14 protein-coding genes are annotated in these 19,492 nt (G+C 39.5%); 3 read left to right on the forward strand and 11 right to left on the reverse strand.

Annotation, left to right across the window (positions count from 1 at the left end):
* Window positions 1-57 precede the first annotated feature (57 nt).
* Together AAEY68_RS02285 and AAEY68_RS02290 are read left to right on the forward strand one after the other, a co-directional pair.
* Window positions 58-2,589, forward strand: coding sequence for a two-component system response regulator (locus tag AAEY68_RS02285; RefSeq protein WP_024592497.1), 2,532 nt, complete (start codon window positions 58-60; stop codon window positions 2,587-2,589).
* 181 nt (window positions 2,590-2,770) lie between these two features.
* Window positions 2,771-2,983, forward strand: a complete 213-nt coding sequence (locus tag AAEY68_RS02290) for a hypothetical protein (RefSeq protein ID WP_024592496.1) — start codon at window positions 2,771-2,773, stop codon at window positions 2,981-2,983.
* Between the two features lie 24 nt (window positions 2,984-3,007).
* On the opposite strand, the gene AAEY68_RS02295 is transcribed toward AAEY68_RS02290, so the two are convergent.
* The 7 genes from AAEY68_RS02295 to AAEY68_RS02325 all read right to left on the reverse strand — a co-directional run bounded on the left by AAEY68_RS02295 (window position 3,008) and on the right by AAEY68_RS02325 (window position 11,649).
* The gene (locus tag AAEY68_RS02295) at window positions 3,008-3,928 is read right to left on the reverse strand and encodes a hydrogen peroxide-inducible genes activator (RefSeq protein WP_007586467.1); all 921 of its coding nucleotides are present in this window, start codon (window positions 3,926-3,928) and stop codon (window positions 3,008-3,010) included.
* Window positions 3,929-4,010: 82 nt separating this feature from the next.
* Window positions 4,011-5,279, reverse strand: coding sequence for an inorganic phosphate transporter (locus tag AAEY68_RS02300; RefSeq protein WP_007586466.1), 1,269 nt, complete (start codon window positions 5,277-5,279; stop codon window positions 4,011-4,013).
* Window positions 5,280-5,318: 39 nt separating this feature from the next.
* Window positions 5,319-5,996, reverse strand: coding sequence for a TIGR00153 family protein (locus AAEY68_RS02305; RefSeq protein WP_002957838.1), 678 nt, complete (start codon window positions 5,994-5,996; stop codon window positions 5,319-5,321).
* A gap of 150 nt (window positions 5,997-6,146) precedes the next feature.
* Entirely contained in the window at window positions 6,147-6,848 is a 702-nt protein-coding gene (gene phoU, locus AAEY68_RS02310; RefSeq protein ID WP_007586465.1) for a phosphate signaling complex protein PhoU, read from the reverse strand.
* A 46-nt stretch (window positions 6,849-6,894) separates the two neighbouring features.
* The gene (gene pstB, locus AAEY68_RS02315; RefSeq protein ID WP_007586464.1) at window positions 6,895-7,722 is read right to left on the reverse strand and encodes a phosphate ABC transporter ATP-binding protein PstB; all 828 of its coding nucleotides are present in this window, start codon (window positions 7,720-7,722) and stop codon (window positions 6,895-6,897) included.
* Between the two features lie 27 nt (window positions 7,723-7,749).
* Complete coding sequence (gene pstA / locus AAEY68_RS02320) at window positions 7,750-9,399, reverse strand: phosphate ABC transporter permease PstA (RefSeq protein WP_007586463.1); 1,650 nt, start codon at window positions 9,397-9,399, stop codon at window positions 7,750-7,752.
* Between the two features lie 15 nt (window positions 9,400-9,414).
* On the reverse strand, window positions 9,415-11,649 hold the full coding sequence (locus tag AAEY68_RS02325) for an ABC transporter permease subunit (protein ID WP_024592495.1): 2,235 nt from the start codon (window positions 11,647-11,649) through the stop codon (window positions 9,415-9,417).
* 381 nt (window positions 11,650-12,030) lie between these two features.
* On the opposite strand from AAEY68_RS02325, the gene AAEY68_RS02330 reads away from it, so the two are divergent.
* A complete protein-coding gene (locus AAEY68_RS02330; protein ID WP_007586460.1) occupies window positions 12,031-12,537 on the forward strand; it encodes a glycine cleavage system transcriptional repressor in 507 nt (168 codons plus the stop codon).
* 176 nt (window positions 12,538-12,713) lie between these two features.
* On the opposite strand, the gene AAEY68_RS02335 is transcribed toward AAEY68_RS02330, so the two are convergent.
* The 4 genes from AAEY68_RS02335 to AAEY68_RS02350 form a co-directional block, all read right to left on the reverse strand.
* On the reverse strand, window positions 12,714-13,169 hold the full coding sequence (locus tag AAEY68_RS02335; RefSeq protein WP_007586459.1) for a hypothetical protein: 456 nt from the start codon (window positions 13,167-13,169) through the stop codon (window positions 12,714-12,716).
* Between the two features lie 200 nt (window positions 13,170-13,369).
* Entirely contained in the window at window positions 13,370-16,489 is a 3,120-nt protein-coding gene (locus AAEY68_RS02340; RefSeq protein ID WP_350585419.1) for an efflux RND transporter permease subunit, read from the reverse strand.
* A gap of 8 nt (window positions 16,490-16,497) precedes the next feature.
* Window positions 16,498-18,045 (reverse strand): efflux RND transporter periplasmic adaptor subunit, encoded by a 1,548-nt coding sequence (locus AAEY68_RS02345; RefSeq protein ID WP_024592494.1) that lies wholly within the window; start codon window positions 18,043-18,045, stop codon window positions 16,498-16,500.
* Window positions 18,035-19,402, reverse strand: coding sequence for a TolC family protein (locus tag AAEY68_RS02350; protein ID WP_350585420.1), 1,368 nt, complete (start codon window positions 19,400-19,402; stop codon window positions 18,035-18,037). Before AAEY68_RS02350 ends, AAEY68_RS02345 begins: the two co-directional genes overlap by 11 nt.
* Between the last annotated feature and the right edge of the window lie 90 nt (window positions 19,403-19,492).

Here is a 19,492-nt window from a genome sequence, read left to right on the forward strand (position 1 = left end):
ATGTCACTATTCTTGTTCGGCTGAATTATTATAAGTTACATTAGGGGTGTTCAACACGTGCCAAACCAGCTTAAATTGCTAATATTAAACGCAAGTAGTGCTGAACGTCGCGCGATTAAGGGCACTTTAGATAGCTTAAATGTATTTACCTTTATTGATGCGCAAGATAGCCAACAAGCTTTAAAGCTTTTAAAACAACACCCTGTTGATATTATAATAACGGGCATTAATGTTGGGAAAATTGACGGCTGGCGCTTTTCGAGGATGATCCGCTCAGGATTATTAAAAACACCAAAAAACACCCCAATTTTACTTATTCCGCCAATTTACTGTGAGCGTATTGCCGAAACAACAGCCCGAAGCTACGGAATAGATGCTGTACTGCCATTTGAGCACAAAGATATGCTCCCTCAAGTGCTTGCGAATGTTTTATCTACTCACCTTGAAAAAAGTAGCCGGCTAAATTTATTGCTATTAGAGCCACTTCAAAATACGGCCGACAAAATAAGTGAACAGTTAAAGTTAAACTTTGCTATTACTCACGTTACCTCAGCTAAAGCAGCACTAAACGCTTACAACCAACAGCAGTTTTCAATTGTGCTACTCGATGCCACTACATCAAGTGTAGAGAGCTCAAGTGTACTCGTTGAAGAAATCCTACAGCACAATTCTAAACAAGCTATTGTTACGATTATAGAAAGTGATGATGCTGATTACGCTGAGCAGCTTTTGCTGTCTGGTGTTACCGATTTTATTAGAGCCCCATACGACCCTTCATTTTTAAATAAAGTGTGTGACCACGCCGCACGACGTGAAGATTTTATGGTGAGTTATGCTGAGTTTGCTTACAAAGTAGAGCAGCTAAGCGTGAGCGAAGTGCGTTACAAAGAGTTATTTTCGGCTCATCAGCGTATTTTATTGCATTTAAATACGGTTGTTTTAGAGCTTGATCAGCAAGGGCATATTCGTTTTATTAACCCTGCATGGGAGACATTAAGCGGTTTTGGTGTTAAATCATCACTACAAACCCCACTAAGCGCTTATTGTAATAACGAAGATAAAGGAAGACTAAATTATACTATTAATGACATTTTACATGGTGGCGAGCAACAGCAACAAATAGAAGTAAAGCTCACCCATAAAAATGGCAATTTAATTTGGGTCGAATGCAGATTACAGCTAATCAAAAATAGTCGTAATAACGCGACCATAACCGCCACTATCGACAACATACACGAACGTAAACAAGCAGAGATCCAACTACGTCATTTAGCACACCATGACCCATTAACTGGTTTACATAACCGTTATTACTTTGATCAACAGCTTAATAAAATATGCCAAGATAAATACACGTATGATGGCATAGAGCATGCTGTTATTTATATTGACCTCGATCACTTTAAAATAATAAACGACAGCAAAGGTCACCACCAAGGTGACATAGTATTAAAAGAAGTGGCGCAATTATTTAAAGCAAATATTGGCGAAGACCATTTGGTGTGCCGAATAGGCGGCGATGAGTTTGCAGTCATACTTACCGATATGAATTTACTGGATGCACACCTTATTGCTGAAGGTGTGTGCAGCGCAATAGAAAAACATGCTTTTAAATCAGAAAATCAGATATACACAATTAGCTGCTCTATCGGTTTAACTCAAATTACGACACAAAACAATGATCCTAATGAATGTTTAAAACAAGCCGATATTGCTTTGTATATTGCCAAAAATTTAGGGCGTAACTTAGTACATTGCTACTCAAAAGAGGACGCTCAAAACAATACGCTTCAAACTGGGCTTGAATGGGGTCACGAAATTCGACAAGCACTGCAGCAAGATAATATTGAACTGCATTACCAACCTATTTGGGATTTTAAAGAGTGTAAAGTTGCTTATTTTGAAGCGCTCTTACGCTTAAAACTCAAAGGTGAACTTGTATACCCAAATCAATTTATTCCCTCTTTAGAGATGCTTAACGACACATTTTTGATGGATCAATGCGTTATACGTAATGCCATTGCTTGTGTGTCTAAGCACCCAGAGTTAAACCAAGTTGCTATCAATTTGTCAGCACAATCATTTTTAGATGAACGCTTACTGCCATTAATTGAATCAAATCTTGAAAAGTATAACGTGCCCCCTTCGCGGATAATTTTTGAAATAACTGAATCAGCAAGTATTAACAATTTAAAAGCGACTCGTAAAATGATCGAGAAGCTTAATAGCTTAGGCTGTCATTTTTCTATTGACGATTTTGGAACTGGCTTTAGTACATTTAACTATTTAAAGCAGCTTCCAGCACAGCATGTAAAAATTGATGGCTCATTTGTAAGCGACATGCTTAATGACCCTATAGACTTAGCGTTAGTAAAAGCAATAAATGATATTAGTCGGTCTCTCGATAAGCGTTCTGTAGCTGAGTACGTCGAAAACGAAGAGATATTTTTTGCACTAAAAGAGATAGGTGTTGATTATGGACAAGGCTACTTTATTGCACGCCCAGTACCTGTTGAAAAAGTAAAAGATGAACTTGAAAAAATTTCAAAAAATAAAACGTTTTACCAACAACAAGCTAGCCCAAAATAAACAAAATTAAACAATTTGTTACTACCAATATTACCTTTCTTGCCTATACTTTCAGTATCAAATAAGAAATGTCGTGCATTTTAATGCATTTCACTTTAAAAACATGACATTACCTTTTGGCGGCATAGTACTGATATTTATAGTGGGTTTCAAAGCTATTTAAGCTTTTAAGGAGAAAGGTATGACACAGCTAGTTATGTTATTACTGATTATACATTTTGCAATCGCGTATCAGTGTTATCGTTACGCAAATATTAAAGGCTACCCAGTTAAGGTTTTTACTGTATTAGGCTGCGTGCCTTACTTTAACTTAGTGGTATGGATTTATTTACTATTTTTACCCGAACTTGAGCCTTTTGAAAGCCATCTTAAAAATCAAAAGCAGCCTTTATAAGCTGCTTTCATTCATTTCCTATTCTTATTTAGAAAAATCTAAACTACATTGGCGCTTTAAAAATATCTCAAGCTGTTGACTAAATAACTTAAAGTCGCGGATCCGCCCCGTAGTTTTCCGCCACAATATGCCAATATCTCTATATGCATCGCTTTGTGATGGTGTTGCCACCATATTTTTATTATCTAAAATTCCGGCGTTAATCGCCATTTGTGGTAAAAAAGTCACCCCGAGCTGATGCTCAACCATACTCAATAATGTATGCAAGCTTGCTGCTTCAAATGGGTTAATACAACTAGCACGGTTTAAATGACATGCACTAAGCGCATGGCCTGTCATACAGTGCTCACGCTCGAGTAAGAATACGCTAGCCTCTGGTAATAGATTAAAGTCGACTACGCCCTTTGCAGCGCTGTAGTCCTTATGGTGCACTAAACTAAACTGATCTTTTGCCAATACTTGTGTATGAAATTTATCGGTTTCGTATGGCAGTGCAAGTAGCGCTAAATCAATATGCCCATGCTCAAGTTTATCCAGTAGCTTATCACTCGTATCTTCTATTAATACCAACTCTAAATCACAAAAGGTTTCTTTACAAAAGTGATACAGAGGAGCCGCTATAAAGCTAGCAATTGTAGGTATAACACCCACTGTTAATTTACCACTCAGCGGTGTTAAAAAGCTTTTAGTGAGCTCTTTTAAACTAATTGTATCGTTAATTATTTTACGAGAGCGCTCAACAACTTCTTCACCAATACTGGTAAACATAAGGCTGCGATTTTCGCGTTCAATAAGCTGGCAACCCAACGTTTCTTCAAGATTTTGAATAGCACTGCTTAAAGTAGATTGCCCTATAAAACAGGCACTGGCAGCTCTGCCAAAGTGCTGATGTTGATGAACAGCTAATAAATACTGTAGCTGTTTGATACTTGGAAGATTGGTCATTTTTTCTTTCCACAAATAAAAAGACCCCAACACCTAGGGCATTGAGATCTTTTCAAGCTAAAAGTCTTTGAGTACTTTTTTGTTAAACCCCAAATGCGGTTCTTAGTACGTAGAAAATAACAATAGCAAGGGCAGCGCCAACTGGCAATGTAATTACCCAAGAAACTACAATGTTTCTGATAACACCCATGTTAAGTGCACCAATTCCACGTGCCATACCTACACCTAATACCGCACCCACTAAGGTTTGAGTAGTAGAGATTGGCATACCAGTACCTGATGCAATAACAACGGTAGAAGCAGCGGCTAGTTCAGCAGCAAAACCACGGCTAGGCGTTAAATGTGTAATGCCTTCACCAATCGTTTTAATTACTTTTTTGCCCAAAATAGCAAGACCCGCAACAATACCAAAACCACCTAGAGGTAGAATCCACCAAGCAATAGCCGCTTTTTTAGCAATTTCACCATTGTTTTCAACAATGTTTACAACAGCAGCTAGTGGACCGATTGCATTAGCAACATCGTTAGAACCATGTGCAAAGGCCATACAACATGCTGTTAATACCATAAGAACAGCAAACACTTTTTCAACATTGTTGAATTGCATTTGTTTATCTGCTTTTGGATCGATATTTAAACGAGAAATAGCAATTTTACCAATTATAGCAACGACAACTGCTACAGCTATTGCTAAGGCGTACCCTTCGGCTGCACCTAAATCAACACCAACATGCTTTAAGCCTTTTTTAATTGTAACCAAGGCCATTATAAAACCTGCTAAACCCATATAAAGTGGTACATAGCGTTTAGCATTTTTTAGTGGTGCATCTGTATTAAAAATAAGTTTTTGTGCACTCATAAATATTAAGTATGCAATAAAGCCTGATATGGCGGGCGTTATAATCCAACTACCAACAATACCACCTACTTTATCCCATTGAATCGCCTCAGTACCAACAGCAACTAACGCAAAACCAATGATTGCACCAATGATTGAGTGAGTCGTTGATACTGGCCAACCCAAGAACGAGGCCATTAATAACCAAGCACCCGCTGCAAATAAAGACGAAATCATACCCAGAACCATAAGTTCAGGAATGTCTGCAAATGGTGCGGCATCGATAATTCCTTTACGAATTGTTGATGTAACCTCACCACCTGCTAAGTAAGCGCCTGCAAATTCAAAAATCATCGCTATAAAAATAGCTTGTTTGATTGTTAGCGCTTTTGAACCTACAGATGTGCCCATGGCGTTCGCTACGTCGTTCGCGCCAATACCATAAGCCATAAAAAAGCCGACTGCTGCGGCAATTAAAATTAATACCGTGCCGTAAGATGCAATGATATCCATTGTAAAACCTTAATCTTTCGTGTTTGAACTGATTTTAAATTAACGAGCTAACATCAGCTCAAGACGTGATCCTACGCGCTCTGCAATATCTGCAAGCTCGCCAACCCATTCAATGATTTTGTACAAAAACATAACATCAATTGGATTTAACTCACCCTCTACATCACGTAGCTGGCGGCGTACTTTTATCTGCATTTCGTCCGTGTCTTGTTCTATGGCATCCAATTCAACTAACATTTTTTCTACTAAGGTGACTTCTCGACCTTTAAAACCCGTTTCTAGCAATTCTTCTAATTCGTTAATTGCTTTAGATGCTTGTTTAGTCGCATCTACACAACGGGTTAAGTAAGCTAAGAAATCAGCTTGCATAACTTTTGGAATGGTCATTTCACGACCAATCACTCGCCCTGCAATATCTTTTGCTTTATTGGCAATTTTATCTTGTTGAGTTACTAGTTCGAGAAGATCTGTACGCTCTACCGGCATGAATAAACCACGCGGTAATTGTAAACGTATATCTCTTTTCATATCATCAGCTTCACGTTCTAAATTGCGAATAGTGATGCGAAGCTCTTCTGCTTGTACCCACTCTTCTTTAAATACGTGATTAAAAAAAGGTATCAAAGCTTTACTTGCTTGATGAACCTTCTTGATGTGTTCTTCCATTGGTTTGATAGGAGATTTTGCAAATACTCCTAAAAACGCGTTTGTAGGCATAACTGACCCTTTAATCAAATTGATATGCTTTGCAGCATGAATTTTACAGTATTAACCAAGATTGTGAACGCTTTTTATTACTTCACTAAAGCTTGCAATACACAAAGCGACACTAAGCCGCTTTAATAGAAAAGCATGATGGGTAAAAAATCATAGTGATTTTTCTATATCTTCTTGAGATGTATGGCGAATATCTTTGCCATTAACAAAATAAATAATGTATTCAGCAATGTTCTGACAGCGATCACCAATACGCTCTAATGAGCGAACAGACCAGACTAAGTCCATGATTTTAGGTATTGAGCGTGGATCTTCCATCATGTAAGTCATTATTTGACGTGTGATGGCTTCATATTCGCGGTCAACCTTTGCATCTTCTTTATGTACTTGAAATGCACGTTGCACATCCATACGGGCAAATGCATCTAGTACGTCGTGTAGCATTTTTAAAACCTGGCGGCCCATATTTTCAATATTTACTAATAAATCTTGCTGATCTTTGGTAAATGAGTCTAGTGCAACTTTAGCAATTCGCTCAGCTTCATCGCCAATACGTTCTAAATCGGCGATTGTTTTAGCAATTGCAATCACTAAACGCAGGTCACTTGCTGCAGGCTGACGACGAGCAATAATACGCGTACACTCTTCATCAATGCTTACTTCCATTGCATTCACTTTATAATCGTTCTGACGTACCTTTTGAGCAAGCTCTGCATCGTTACGACTCACCGCATCAAGCGCACTATTTAACTGCTGCTCAACTAAGCCACCCATACTTAATACATGATTACGTACATTTTCTAGTTCTTGGTTAAAACGCCCAGAAATATGTTTATTAATATTATGTTCCATAGTTACCTTCTCTCTTAATCTTGCACAACACGCTACAACGAGCTAATTAACCGTAACGACCGGTAATATAATCTTCGGTCTTTTTCTTCGTTGGTGTAGTAAATAAGGTATTTGTGTCTGAGTACTCAATCAATTCGCCCATATACATAAAGGCTGTTTGATCAGATACACGTGCTGCTTGTTGCATGTTATGTGTAACAATAACAACGGTAAATTGGTTTTTTAAATCGTTTATTAGCTCTTCAATTACCAAAGTAGAAATAGGGTCAAGTGCTGATGTAGGTTCATCTAATAAAAGAACTTCTGGCTCAATTGCAATTGAGCGAGCAATAACTAAACGCTGTTGCTGACCACCCGATAAGCCAAACGCGCTATCGTGTAATCTATCTTTTACTTCATCCCATAAAGCAGCACCACGAAGTGATTGCTCTACCACTTCGTCTAACTTACGCTTCTCTTTAATGCCTTGTAAGCGTAGGCCATAAACCACATTTTCATAAATTGATTTAGGAAATGGGTTAGGACGCTGAAACACCATACCTACATTACGACGAAGTGCTGCTACATCTACGCTCTTATCGTAAATATTTTGACCGTGAAGTAATATTTCACCTTCAATACGACAAATATCAACCAAATCGTTCATGCGGTTAATACAACGTAATAGAGTTGATTTACCACAGCCCGATGGTCCAATAAACGCAGTTACTTGGCCTTTTGGAATGTTCATATTTACTTTATTAAGCGCTTGCTTATCACCGTAGTAAAGATCGAGATCTTTAATCTCTAGCGCTTTTTGGTCATCCGTTAAATTTTCTAGGTCTAACTTCTGGCCTATATTAGCTTGGTTTACTTTTGGAGCGACTGTAATCATTTTTGTTACCTATAAAATCTTTACTAATTAGTGTTCAAGCGATCTGTACTTTTCACGTAAATGGTTACGTATACCAATGGCCGTTATGTTTAGGGTAATAATCACCGACACCAATAAAAAGGCCGTTGCGTATACCAGCGGGCGTGCCGCTTCAACATTAGGGCTTTGGAAGCCAACATCGTATATATGAAAGCCTAAGTGCATGAACTTTCTATCTAAGTGAAAATACGGGAAGTTGCCATCAAGTGGTAATGTAGGGGCCATTTTTACAACGCCTACTAGCATTAACGGTGCAACTTCACCTGCAGCACGTGCAACTGCCAGTATTAAACCTGTCATAATTGCAGGGCTTGCCATTGGAATAATTATGCGCCATAACGTTTCAACTTTTGTTGCGCCAAGCGCTAGTGAACCATCACGTACGGTACTTGGAATACGAGATAAACCTTCTTCAGTCGATACAATAACAACTGGCAGCGTTAGTATGGCGAGCGTTAATGCAGACCACATTACACCTGGCGTACCAAATACTGGCGTTGGCGACGATTCTGGGTAAAATAATTGGTCTAAGCTACCACCTAACATGTATACAAAAAAGCCGAGGCCAAATACACCGTATACAATTGAAGGAACACCGGCCAAGTTAATCACTGCGATACGAATCATTTTAGTGATTGCATTTTTTGCGGCGTACTCGTGTAAGTAAATTGCAGCAACAACGCCAAACGGCGTCACAATTACAGCCATCAGCATAACCATAAATACAGTACCAAATATAGCAGGGAAAACACCGCCTTCTGTATTTGCTTCACGTGGATCATCGGATACAAACTTACCTAGTTGCACAAAGTAGTGGCCTAGCTTTGCAAAAAAGCCCATATCGTTTGGAAACCAAACATCAAGTACTTGATACATAGGAATTGTAACAACTTCACCGCGCATATCTTTTACAGTTACGTGGTCACGTTTAGCTTGTTTGCGTAGTGCAAATAAATCTTTTTCAAGTACACCATACTCTGCACGTAATTCAGCACGTGCTTGAGCAAGCTCAGCAACACGCTCATCAGTGAGAGCGTTATCAAGTAAGTAGCCTTTTTCTTTTAAACGTAAGCGTTCAAGTGCGTAGTTAATATGCCCAATGTCGCCATTTTGCAAATCAAGTGCTTCGTCATTTAAATCAACTGCACGCTCAACAAGCTCATGTAGTGCTTCTATTTTATCGCCATTAACCGGTTGACCGTCTTTAATAACGTTTTGCACATAACCATAAAAGTTACCGTTTTTACTACGCTCAAATACTGCAAGCGCCGCTGGTGCTGTTTTATTTGTTATGTCGGTTTCTAATATCCAACGAAAATCTAAATCTACATATTCGCGGTTACCTGTTTTAATAAGTAAGCGCTCTATTTCTTCTTTTTCAAACCCGCTAACATCAATACCTGTCGCGGCTAAACGCGTTTTTGGTACTAATTCACGGTCATAAACTTCGCCAATAACGGTTTGCTTTGCAATCGACCCTTCAAGTTCAAACTGTACAACTTCTGAAGGCCAGAAAAAGCTTAACCCTTTCCAGGCTATCATTGCTAATAAGCCTAAAACTGAAATCAAACTGATGCTCACTGCACCACCGGTCATCCAAATCCAAGGAGAACCAGACTTAAACCACTGCTTTACCATGTCATGTCTCTCCGCTTACATTGAGCTGTATTTTTCACGCAGTTGCTGGCGAACAAACTCAGCGACTGTGTTAAAAATGAATGTGAATATGAATAATACAAAGGCTGCTAAGAATAATATTCTATAGTGCGAACTACCTACTTCTGACTCTGGCATTTCAACTGCAATATTTGCTGCAAGCGTACGCATACCTTGGAAAATGCTCCAATCCATAATCGGTGTATTACCGGTTGCCATAAGTACAATCATGGTTTCACCAACTGCTCGGCCAAGTCCCATCATTACCGCAGAGAAAATACCTGGGCTTGCTGTTAGTAATACAACACGTATTAGTGTTTGCCACTGCGTTGCACCTAATGCTAATGAGCCATTTGATAAATGCTTTGGAACACTAAATACCGCGTCTTCTGCAATTGAGAATATAGTAGGAATAACCGCAAAACCCATCGCAATACCTACAACAAGCGAGTTACGTTGATCGAATGTCATACCTAGCTCATTTGTTAAGTACTGACGTACATTGCCGTCAAACATCCAAAGTTCAACAAATTCGCTCATAGCAAACGAAAACCAACCAATAAGTAAAACGACCGGAATAAGGATGATTGAATGCGAACCATCAGGAATTCTATGGCGTATTTTTGTTGGTAATTTAGTCCAGGCTAAACCTGTCGCTAACATACCTAAAGGTAATAATATGAGTAACCCAACAATGGCAGGTAAGTGCTCTTCTATTAATGGGGCTAACCAAAGACCCGCTAAAAAACCTAAAATAACGGTTGGTAATGCTTCCATTATTTCAACGGTAGGCTTAACCACTTTACGTAATTTGCTCGACATAAAGTATGCCGTGTAAATAGCCGCCGAAAGCGCGATTGGTACAGCAAACAACATCGCATAAAGTGCTGCTTTTAATGTACCGAACGAAATTGGCACAAGTGAAAACTTAGATTCAAAGTCGTCACTGGCTGATGTTGACTGCCAAATATAACCTGGCTCTGGGTAACCTTCGTACCACACTTCTTGCCAAAGTGCTGACCAAGTAACTTCTGGGTGCTCGTTATGAATGTCTAATACTGTTAGCTTATTATCCGCTAAAATTAACGCAGCATTTGAACGTGGTGCAATTGCAAAGTTTTCTATTGCGCCTTCACTTACTTTCCCCTGCCAAAGTTTTGCTTCGCTGGTTGTGTAGTACACGCCTAGCTCACCATTATTGCCGGTAGTAAAAAAAGTACGACGGTAAAACTCAGTAAATACATTTAATTTACTTTGCTTAGTTGTTTCAAATGAGCGAATTTTTTGATATTCACGGCCTGTGTCAGTGTTTACTTCAAACCACTGCGAAACCTCACCGTTATCATTAGCAAGCATGAGTGAATTTGCGCCCGCTAGCAGTTGTGCAGATACAATATTTGCATTTTCTTCGTTAGCCGAAAGCAACTGAATTTGCTCTACATCACTTGGGTCACGCGTATCGTATACATAGACTTGATTAGCAGAACGTACAAAAGTACGTGTTGTATCTGGCGACATTAATAACTCGTCTACACGCCCATTAACATCAAGTTCTGTACGCTCAACAACCCACTCTACTTCACCGGTAAACATATTCTCTTCAGCAATAAAGCTGCTAAATAATACACGCTTGTCTTCTGTAAGAGCTACAACCGCTGTTTTGTCTTCATAGTGACTAAATGCAAAGCGTTTAATAGCTGCACCTTGTTCATCTACTTCTAAAGCCATTTCCCCTAGAGGAAAACCTAAGCGAGGTGTTAATTTACGCTCGTTGTTTGGAAAGGTAACTAAAAATTTAGGTGCAACAACCATTACGGTGCCATCTTCTAAACCAAACGCATAATGCCCTTGAAAAGGCGCGCTTGTTGCAAAGCTTGTTGCATCACTTGGTAAATCTGCATTAAGTGTTTTGAGTTTTTTACCAAAACTACCTGACTCAACACTGTAAAAATCAACCTGACCTTGCTGACTGAGTAAATAAGCAACTTCAGTTTGCTCTTCTACACCTAAGCCTGCTATTTGCTGTGAATTAGCAACATGAAAGCTATCGCGTTTTTCTACTTTTGCTGATTCAAAAATTGGCTGTACTACATAAAGAAGGTAAAAGAATATTAATAGCAGTGCTACCAATACCATTATCCCACCTGCGGTTATGCCAAACTTGGCAAACCGATCTTTAAATAGACGGCTTCGATCCGTATTAAAAGTCGGCTTATTCGGATTTGAAGTCATCAAAACACCCTTAAATCTTAACGTTGCATAAATTATATTTCATCAAGATGACAGTAATGTTACAGCAGTAATAATAAGCACTCTAAAACAGCTTTAAATAAAACTAACGAGGGAAAAGTCTAAATTAGCTTCAAATAGGTGATTTATAAGTGAACTAAATTATAAAATAATTGGACAAAGTATTTATCGAGGTCAATACTAAAAGAGTACTTAGTAAATAATAATGACTATTAATACTGCGTATAGTCAACACAACTATATTCATTTTTTTTAATTTATAATCAAAGATTTATAAAAAGTGCAACAACACACAATTTAAATTAGACAACATACTTAATGCCTATGCATTTACTTTCTTTGGGCTTAAAAAGAGAATTATTTATGAAGCAGTTGGTTATAACTATTTTAGGGAAAGATCGCCCTGGTTTAGTAGAGAGCATCTCATCAGTCGTATTACAAAATCATGGCAACTGGCTTAGTAGTAACTTAAGCCATTTATTAGGTCATTTTGCAGGTATTATTCAACTTGAAGTTGCTGAGGAGCATTTTCAATCATTACAAAGTGCTTTAAATAAGTTACCTAAGTTAGACGTTCGTATTGAAACCGGAAACACAGAGATTGAACCATCAACACTAGAGCAAATTAATCTAGTTATAACAGGTAACGACCGTCCTGGTATTGTTCAAGAACTGGCAAGTGTAATACGTCATAAAGGCGCGAATATTACTCACTTAAATTCAAGACAACAAAGTGCACCTAATTGGGGAGTGCCTATTTTTAGCGCTGTTGCTACCGTTACTTTGCCAAATGGTATGGATAAAGACGAAGTTATTGAAGCATTGGAATCAATTACAAGTGATTTAATTGTAGATACGGAAGAAGTTTAACCTCCATTTATGCGTGCCATACAACTGACACGCATACCATTTTAGTCCATCAAAATGCTCTGCAGATTATTTAACGCAGACATAAAATAAGCCGATGCAAGCATCAGCTATTTTAAATAATCACCTTAAAGCTAATAAGAGCGAGATAAACTCAGTAATCCCGCTCTTTTATAAAGCTACATATCCATATGACGATTAGTACTTTGCATCATTTGCTTTATACCTTGCTTTTCAAGCTCTAGTATTTGCTGAAGCTTTTCTTGCCCACTTTCGGTTTCGGCGCGTTCAAGTAAGTATTCATATAACTCAATCACTTTTTGATGTTGCTGTGCTAAATAGCCTTGAATGACTTCTTCATCGAATTGCTGATCTTTACTAATGTCTTCAAAAGTAATTAGCTCAGGATTTTTAGCAAAGTATTCATAACTGTACGTATCGAGCGTATTTATTTCAGTTATCGCTTTAAACCCGACTAAATCTTCGGCGAGTTTTTTTTCGTAATTTAGGTAGTAGTCCACCAGCATTGCATTATGTTCATCGAGTAAATCCTTTACGCTATAAAAATTAGCCGCCATTTGCGTATGAAACAAAACGGTCCAATCGTATACCTCTTTAATTGTTTTAACTTGCATGTGCATTCCTTACTTAGTTGACTGTATAGGTAATACACTGCGTAAAGCGTGCCAATTAAAAAGCTATTTAAAAACAGTTAGTTAATTTAAATATGAGTAATAACTAGCTATTTAATAGAACAACTTACAAATTATAGGTAATTTTTATAGAGCAATGCATGGGTAGTAACAGCATTGCTCTATAGTCTTGTTGTTTTATATTATTTAAGTCCTTGTTTGCGCCATAGTAGGTAAACCGCAGGAATAACAAGTAAGGTGAGTACAATTGCACTGCCCATACCGCCAACCATAGGCGCTGCTATTCGGCTCATTACTTCGCTTCCGGTGCCTGTACCATAAAGTACAGGTAATAAACCGATAATAATTGTCGCGACAGTCATCATAACCGGGCGTACTCGAAGCCCTGCTCCTTCAATAATAGCTTGCTGTAATTGCACTAAGCTAAGCGGTTTTCCGGCTTGCTCTGCTTCGAGGCATTTTTCTTGATAGGCTTGGTTTAAATACACCAACATAATGACCCCTATTTCTACCGCAACACCGGCTAAGGCAATAAAGCCCACACCTACTGCAACTGAAAAGTTAAAGCCCTCTAAATACATTAGCCATACGCCACCAATCATTGCCAGTGGCAACGTAGCCATAATAATAGTGACCTCAGCAAAGCTTCTAAAATTAAGGTAAAGCAATACAATAATAATCGCTAATGTAAGAGGTAATACATAAGTCAGTTTGTCTTTAGCGCGCTGCATGTATTCATACTGCCCAGCCCACGTAATTGAGTAGCCAGCAGGTAGTATTAGGTCTTTATCGAGCACCTGCTGAGCGTGCTCAACGTAAGTACCAATATCAACGCCATCTATATCAATAAAACTCCAACCGTTTAAACGTGCATTTTCGCTTTTTATACCAGGCGGTCCATCTTCAATAAATACATCGGCTACATCACCAAGTGCTATACGCTGCCCTGTAGGCGTTACAATAGGTAACAACATTAACTCTTCTGGCGAGTCTCTGTATGCTTGCGGATAACGTAAATTAACAGGGTAACGCTCTTGCCCTTCTACCGTTTGTGTTACGTTTGTACCACCTATTGCAGTAGATACAACTTGCTGTACGTCGCTAATGTTTAAGCTATAACGCGCGGCTTTTTCACGATTTATATCTACTTTTATATAACGTCCACCGGCTACTCGCTCTGAGTAAACCGATGCAGTGCCTTGCACATCTTTTAAAAGCACTTCTATTTGTTGACCAATTTTTTGAATTTCACTCAACTTTGGTCCCGCAACTTTAATGCCCACGGGAGTTTTAATACCGGTTGCGAGCATATCAATACGTGTTTTAATTGGCATCACCCACGCATTAGTTAGCCCCGGAAACTTAACCAAACCGTCGAGTTCTTTTTTAAGTTTTTCAAGCGTCATACCCTCGCGCCACTCGTCTTTTGGTTTTAACTGAATAAACGTCTCTATCATTGTAAGCGGCGCAGGATCTGTTGCAGTTTCTGCTCGCCCAACTTTACCAAATACTGTTTTAACCTCGGGTACTGTGGCAATTAACTTGTCGGTTTGCTGTAGTATTTCGCGCGCTTTACCTACCGATAAACCAGGATACGTTGTGGGCATATACATTAAATCGCCCTCATCGAGTGGCGGAATAAATTCACTGCCTATTTTATTTACCGGGTAAAAGCCAATAACAGAAACAACCACCGCGAGTACCAATGTCATTTTTGGAAATTTAAGCACCCAGTTAAGTAGTGGACGATACGCTGCGACGAGTAATCGGTTAACTGGATTTTTTTGCTCCGAAATGACCTTACCTCTAATAAAGTAACCCATTAATACCGGCACTAAGGTAATCGCAAGCCCAGCAGACGCTGCCATAGCATAGGTTTTAGTGTAAGCCAGTGGCGCAAACATACGTCCTTCTTGCGCTTCTAAAATAAATACCGGCATAAAGCTGACGGTAATAATTAATAAACTAAAAAATAATGCAGGACCCACTTCACTCGCCGATTTAGCCACAACTTCCCAGCGGTTTTCATTGGTAAGGGGGGTTTTTTCCATATGCTTATGCATATTTTCAATCATGACGATAGCACCGTCAGTCATTGCGCCTATCGCTATTGCAATTCCTCCTAAAGACATAATGTTGGCGTTAATCCCCTGCCAATACATAATTATAAATGCCGTTAAAATTCCAAGCGGTAACGTAATAATCGCCACCAGCGATGAGCGCACATGAAACAAAAACACCACACACACTAAGGCAACTACAATAAGCTCTTCAATTAGCTTACTTGTTAAATTATCTACCGCGTTATTTATTAAGTTGGAGCGATCGTACACAGGGACTATTTCAACGCCCTCTGGCAATCCCTTTTTAAGCGATTCTAATTTTGCTTTTACAAGCTCAATGGTTTTTTGTGCATTTTCGCCATAGCGCATAATAACAATGCCGCCGGTTACCTCGCCTTCACCATTTAGCTCTGCAATACCACGGCGCATTTGCGGTCCGACTCTAATATCGGCTACATCACGTAATTGCAGCGCAGTACCGTTGGCGTTTACACCAAGCGGAATAGCTTCCAAGTCGGCAACACTCTTAATGTAGCCTGTGCTTGTTACCATGTATTCTGCTTCAGCCATTTCAACTACTGAGGCGCCCATCTCTTGGTTGCCTTGTTGAATAGCGGTTTGAATGAGGCTAAGCGGAATACCATATGCGCGTAATTTATCGGGCTCTACATTGACTTGGTATTGCTTAACCATGCCACCAACAGCAGCCACTTCAGATACACCGGGCACAGTTTGTAGCTCAAACTTTAAAAACCAATCTTGTAAGCTTCGTAGCTGACTAATATCGTGTTTATTTGTTTTATCAATTAGTGTGTATAAGTAAATCCAACCTACGCCTGTTGCATCAGGGCCAAGCTCTGGCGTAGCGCTATCGGGTAATCTACTCGCTACTTGGCTTAGGTATTCTTGTACTCGGCTACGCGCCCAATACAAATCGGTTTTTTCGTCAAAAATAACGTAAACGTACGAGTCTCCAAAAAACGAAAAACCCCTTACAGTTTGTGCACCCGGCACAGAAAGCATTGCTGTGGTGAGCGGAAATGTAACTTGGTCTTGCACTACTTGCGGCGCTTGCCCCGGGTAAGTGGTTTTTATAATGACCTGAACATCAGATAAGTCAGGCAAGGCATCCACTGGAGTATTTTTTACAGCAAACAACCCTCCACCCAGTAAAATTAATGTAAGCAACAACACAAAAAAGCGATTGCTAACAGACCAGCGAATAATGGCAGTTATCATAATGGCTCCTAGTGAGAACTATGTTGCATAGTAGAATGATCAATCGGCTCTGCGTTTTGCGCTTTAGTAATTACAAATTCATCGTTAATAATGCTAAAAGTAAAATTAATATACTGGGCATTTTCAAACTGACTAATATCAATATCTGGCGCTAATACAAAGTCCATTGTTGCGGGTTCTCGATTCCATTTTTCAATGGCTTCTCGGCTAATATTAATAATGCGATTTTGTGTATCTATGGTATTAATAGTGCCGTTAACCGTGGCGTTTTGTGGCTGCATATCCATGTTCATATTCGAGCCTGAAACAGAACTCATACCTGAGTTAATACTAGAACTAGGCATTTCCATTCGTTTAAAGTCGGAGCTTTTACTCGATTCAGAGTCTATTAAAAATTGCGCTGAAGTCACTACCGTGTCACCTGTCATTACACCTGACAAAATGACCGCTTCATTACTATTAATTTGCCCAACTTCAACTTCTACCGATTTAAAACGACCCTCACCTAATGCAATAACCACGCGGTTTTGATGCTGCGTGCGGATTACCGCTTCTTTAGGGACTGTAAATTGCGCCTTACTCGCTTTAGCGTGAATGCTCACTTGTGCAAACATATTTGGTTTTAACCGATGATCTGCATTTTCAAACCTAAGCCTTACACGCAGAGTCCGGTTTTTAGCATCAAGCGCGGGGTAAATGTAATCAACCTTACCTTCCCACTTTTGACCTTTTAAGTAATCAAGCGTCATTGTAACGGGCAACCCAACACTCACTTGTTCTGATTGGCGCTCGAACACTTCCGCCTCTACCCAAATTTCATCAAGCTGGGCAATACTCATCATTGATGTGCCTGGTTTAACGTAAAAGCCTTCTCGTACTGTTAGCTCATCTACCACACCACTTTGCTTTGCGTAAAAAGTAATATTTTGCATTATCTTTTTATTTTTTTGTAAGCGCTCGATAAATCCATCAGACACATTTAACGACTCTAAACGCGCCTTTGCAGCGCGAATTAACACTGTATTATTACGATTAACCGCCAATAAAAGCTCTTCCTGTGCGTTCACCAATTGTGGTGAATACAATGTATATAAAGGCTCACCGGCTTTAACTTCTGCGCCTTGTGCTTTAACGTATAAACTTTCAATCCAGCCTTCTACTCGCGGATGAATGTGAATAAGTTGGTCTTGGTTATATTGCACATAACCCACAGTATTTATATCGCTGTGAAGTGTTTTAAGCTGCACTTTGGCAGTTCTTACACCAAAGTTATTAACGACTGCAGGCGAAATAGTTACAGCACCTGGTCCATCCTGAGCCTTGCTAGCGTTTTCATACACAGGTACTAAATCCATTCCCATTGGCGAAAGCCCTGGCGCGTCACGCCTGTAATTACTATCCATAGGGGCTACCCAATATAAGGGCTGTTTGTCAGCGCTTTGTTGTTCATTCATTGCCGAGTTGCTAGGTAAAAACTGCATTACTAAGCCGCCTATTAACCCAAAGGCGCCTGCGCCAACTAAGGCGGCAACAAGTAACTTTAAATTAGTATTCATTGTGTAATTCTCCAGTTTGCTCGCTCATTACTTGGGGGTCTAAGCTACTTGCATAATAATTAAGGCGGGCGGTAATAATATGTTGATCTACTTGAATATTCAGTGCATCAATTTTGGCGTTAAGTTCACTAATGCGCGCGCGCATCACGTCAGAAAAATCCCCGTCGTCGCGTGTATAAGCATTTAGTGTTGCCTGAGATTGCTCTGACATTTGCGGTAATAACGTATTTTGATAAAGCGCATCGCGTTTTTGCAAACGAGCGAGTTGGCTAAACTCCTTAAAGTACATGCCTTTGAGTTTTTGAAGCGCCACCAGCTTTTGTGTTTTAGTAGCTTCTGCACTAGCAATAGCCGATTTAACCTGTTGATCTTGTCTGTTATCAGTAAACAATGGCAAATCAATACTAAACCCTACAGAGAGTAAATCAGCTCGCGACTCACCCATCGGGGTATCATCTCGGTAACCATAACCCACATTAACGCCCATTTGAGGTTTGTAGCTTTGCTTAGCGAGTGCAACTTCGGTTTGCTTTGCCGTTACGGTTTTTTCTATCGCAATAATTGCGGGATGCGCCATAAGCAACTGTATTAGCTCATTAAATTCAAGGCTCGCAAAATCAACCAGCCCTGCGGTTTTAGTAAACTCAGTATTTAAAGGCTGCATAAGCATATTCATAGGTAACCACTGTGCTAAACGGTTTTTAGCACTTTCAAATTGCTGCTCAAGCATAACCAGCTTATCTTCAAGACGGGTGAGTTCTAATTGCGCACGAATAATATCTTGCTGACGTGTTTTACCTAAGGTACTTGCGTAGCTCGCTTCGGTAATGTCAATAAGTTGAGTAAATAGCCCTTTATCTTGCTCAATTAAAGCAATACTTCGCTGAGCACGATACGCGTTTAACCACGACTCAATCACAATTGCTTTTACTTGTGCTAAGCGATCGGCGCGCTGCCAAGGGTATTGTTGAGCAGACTGTGCTAATGCTTTTTGTCTAAGCACTAAACTATTCCCTCGGCTAAACTTTTGGCTCAAATCAACTTTAAGCTGCGTCATCCCTTCTTGGTCAAACGCATAACCGTTAGTAGGTAAGTTGAGTAAGCCAACCGTTAAAACAGGATCGGGTAAGGTGCCTGCGGCAATGCTTTGCGCTATTGCTGCATCTTCTTGGTAGCCACTCGCTTTTAGCCATGGCTCATGCGTTAGCGCATAATTAAGCGCTTGCGTTAAGCTAAGCGTTTGCTCATTATTAGTTTGCTTTAGTATTTCGGTATTTTGATTGTTTTGCGCATTAACAGCTGTGCTAAATAACACAACACTACATAATACGACTTTAATACTTACAGCGTGGTTCATCACCTGCTCCATCTAAAAATAAAAGAAAATCTTAAATTAGGAAGCAAAAAAGGTGTTTAGGAGTTACCAATAAACGGGGTTACCGCAATT

This window comes from Pseudoalteromonas sp. RB2-MNA-CIBAN-0110, from assembly GCF_040309305.1.
Taxonomy (GTDB): domain Bacteria; phylum Pseudomonadota; class Gammaproteobacteria; order Enterobacterales; family Alteromonadaceae; genus Pseudoalteromonas; species Pseudoalteromonas arctica.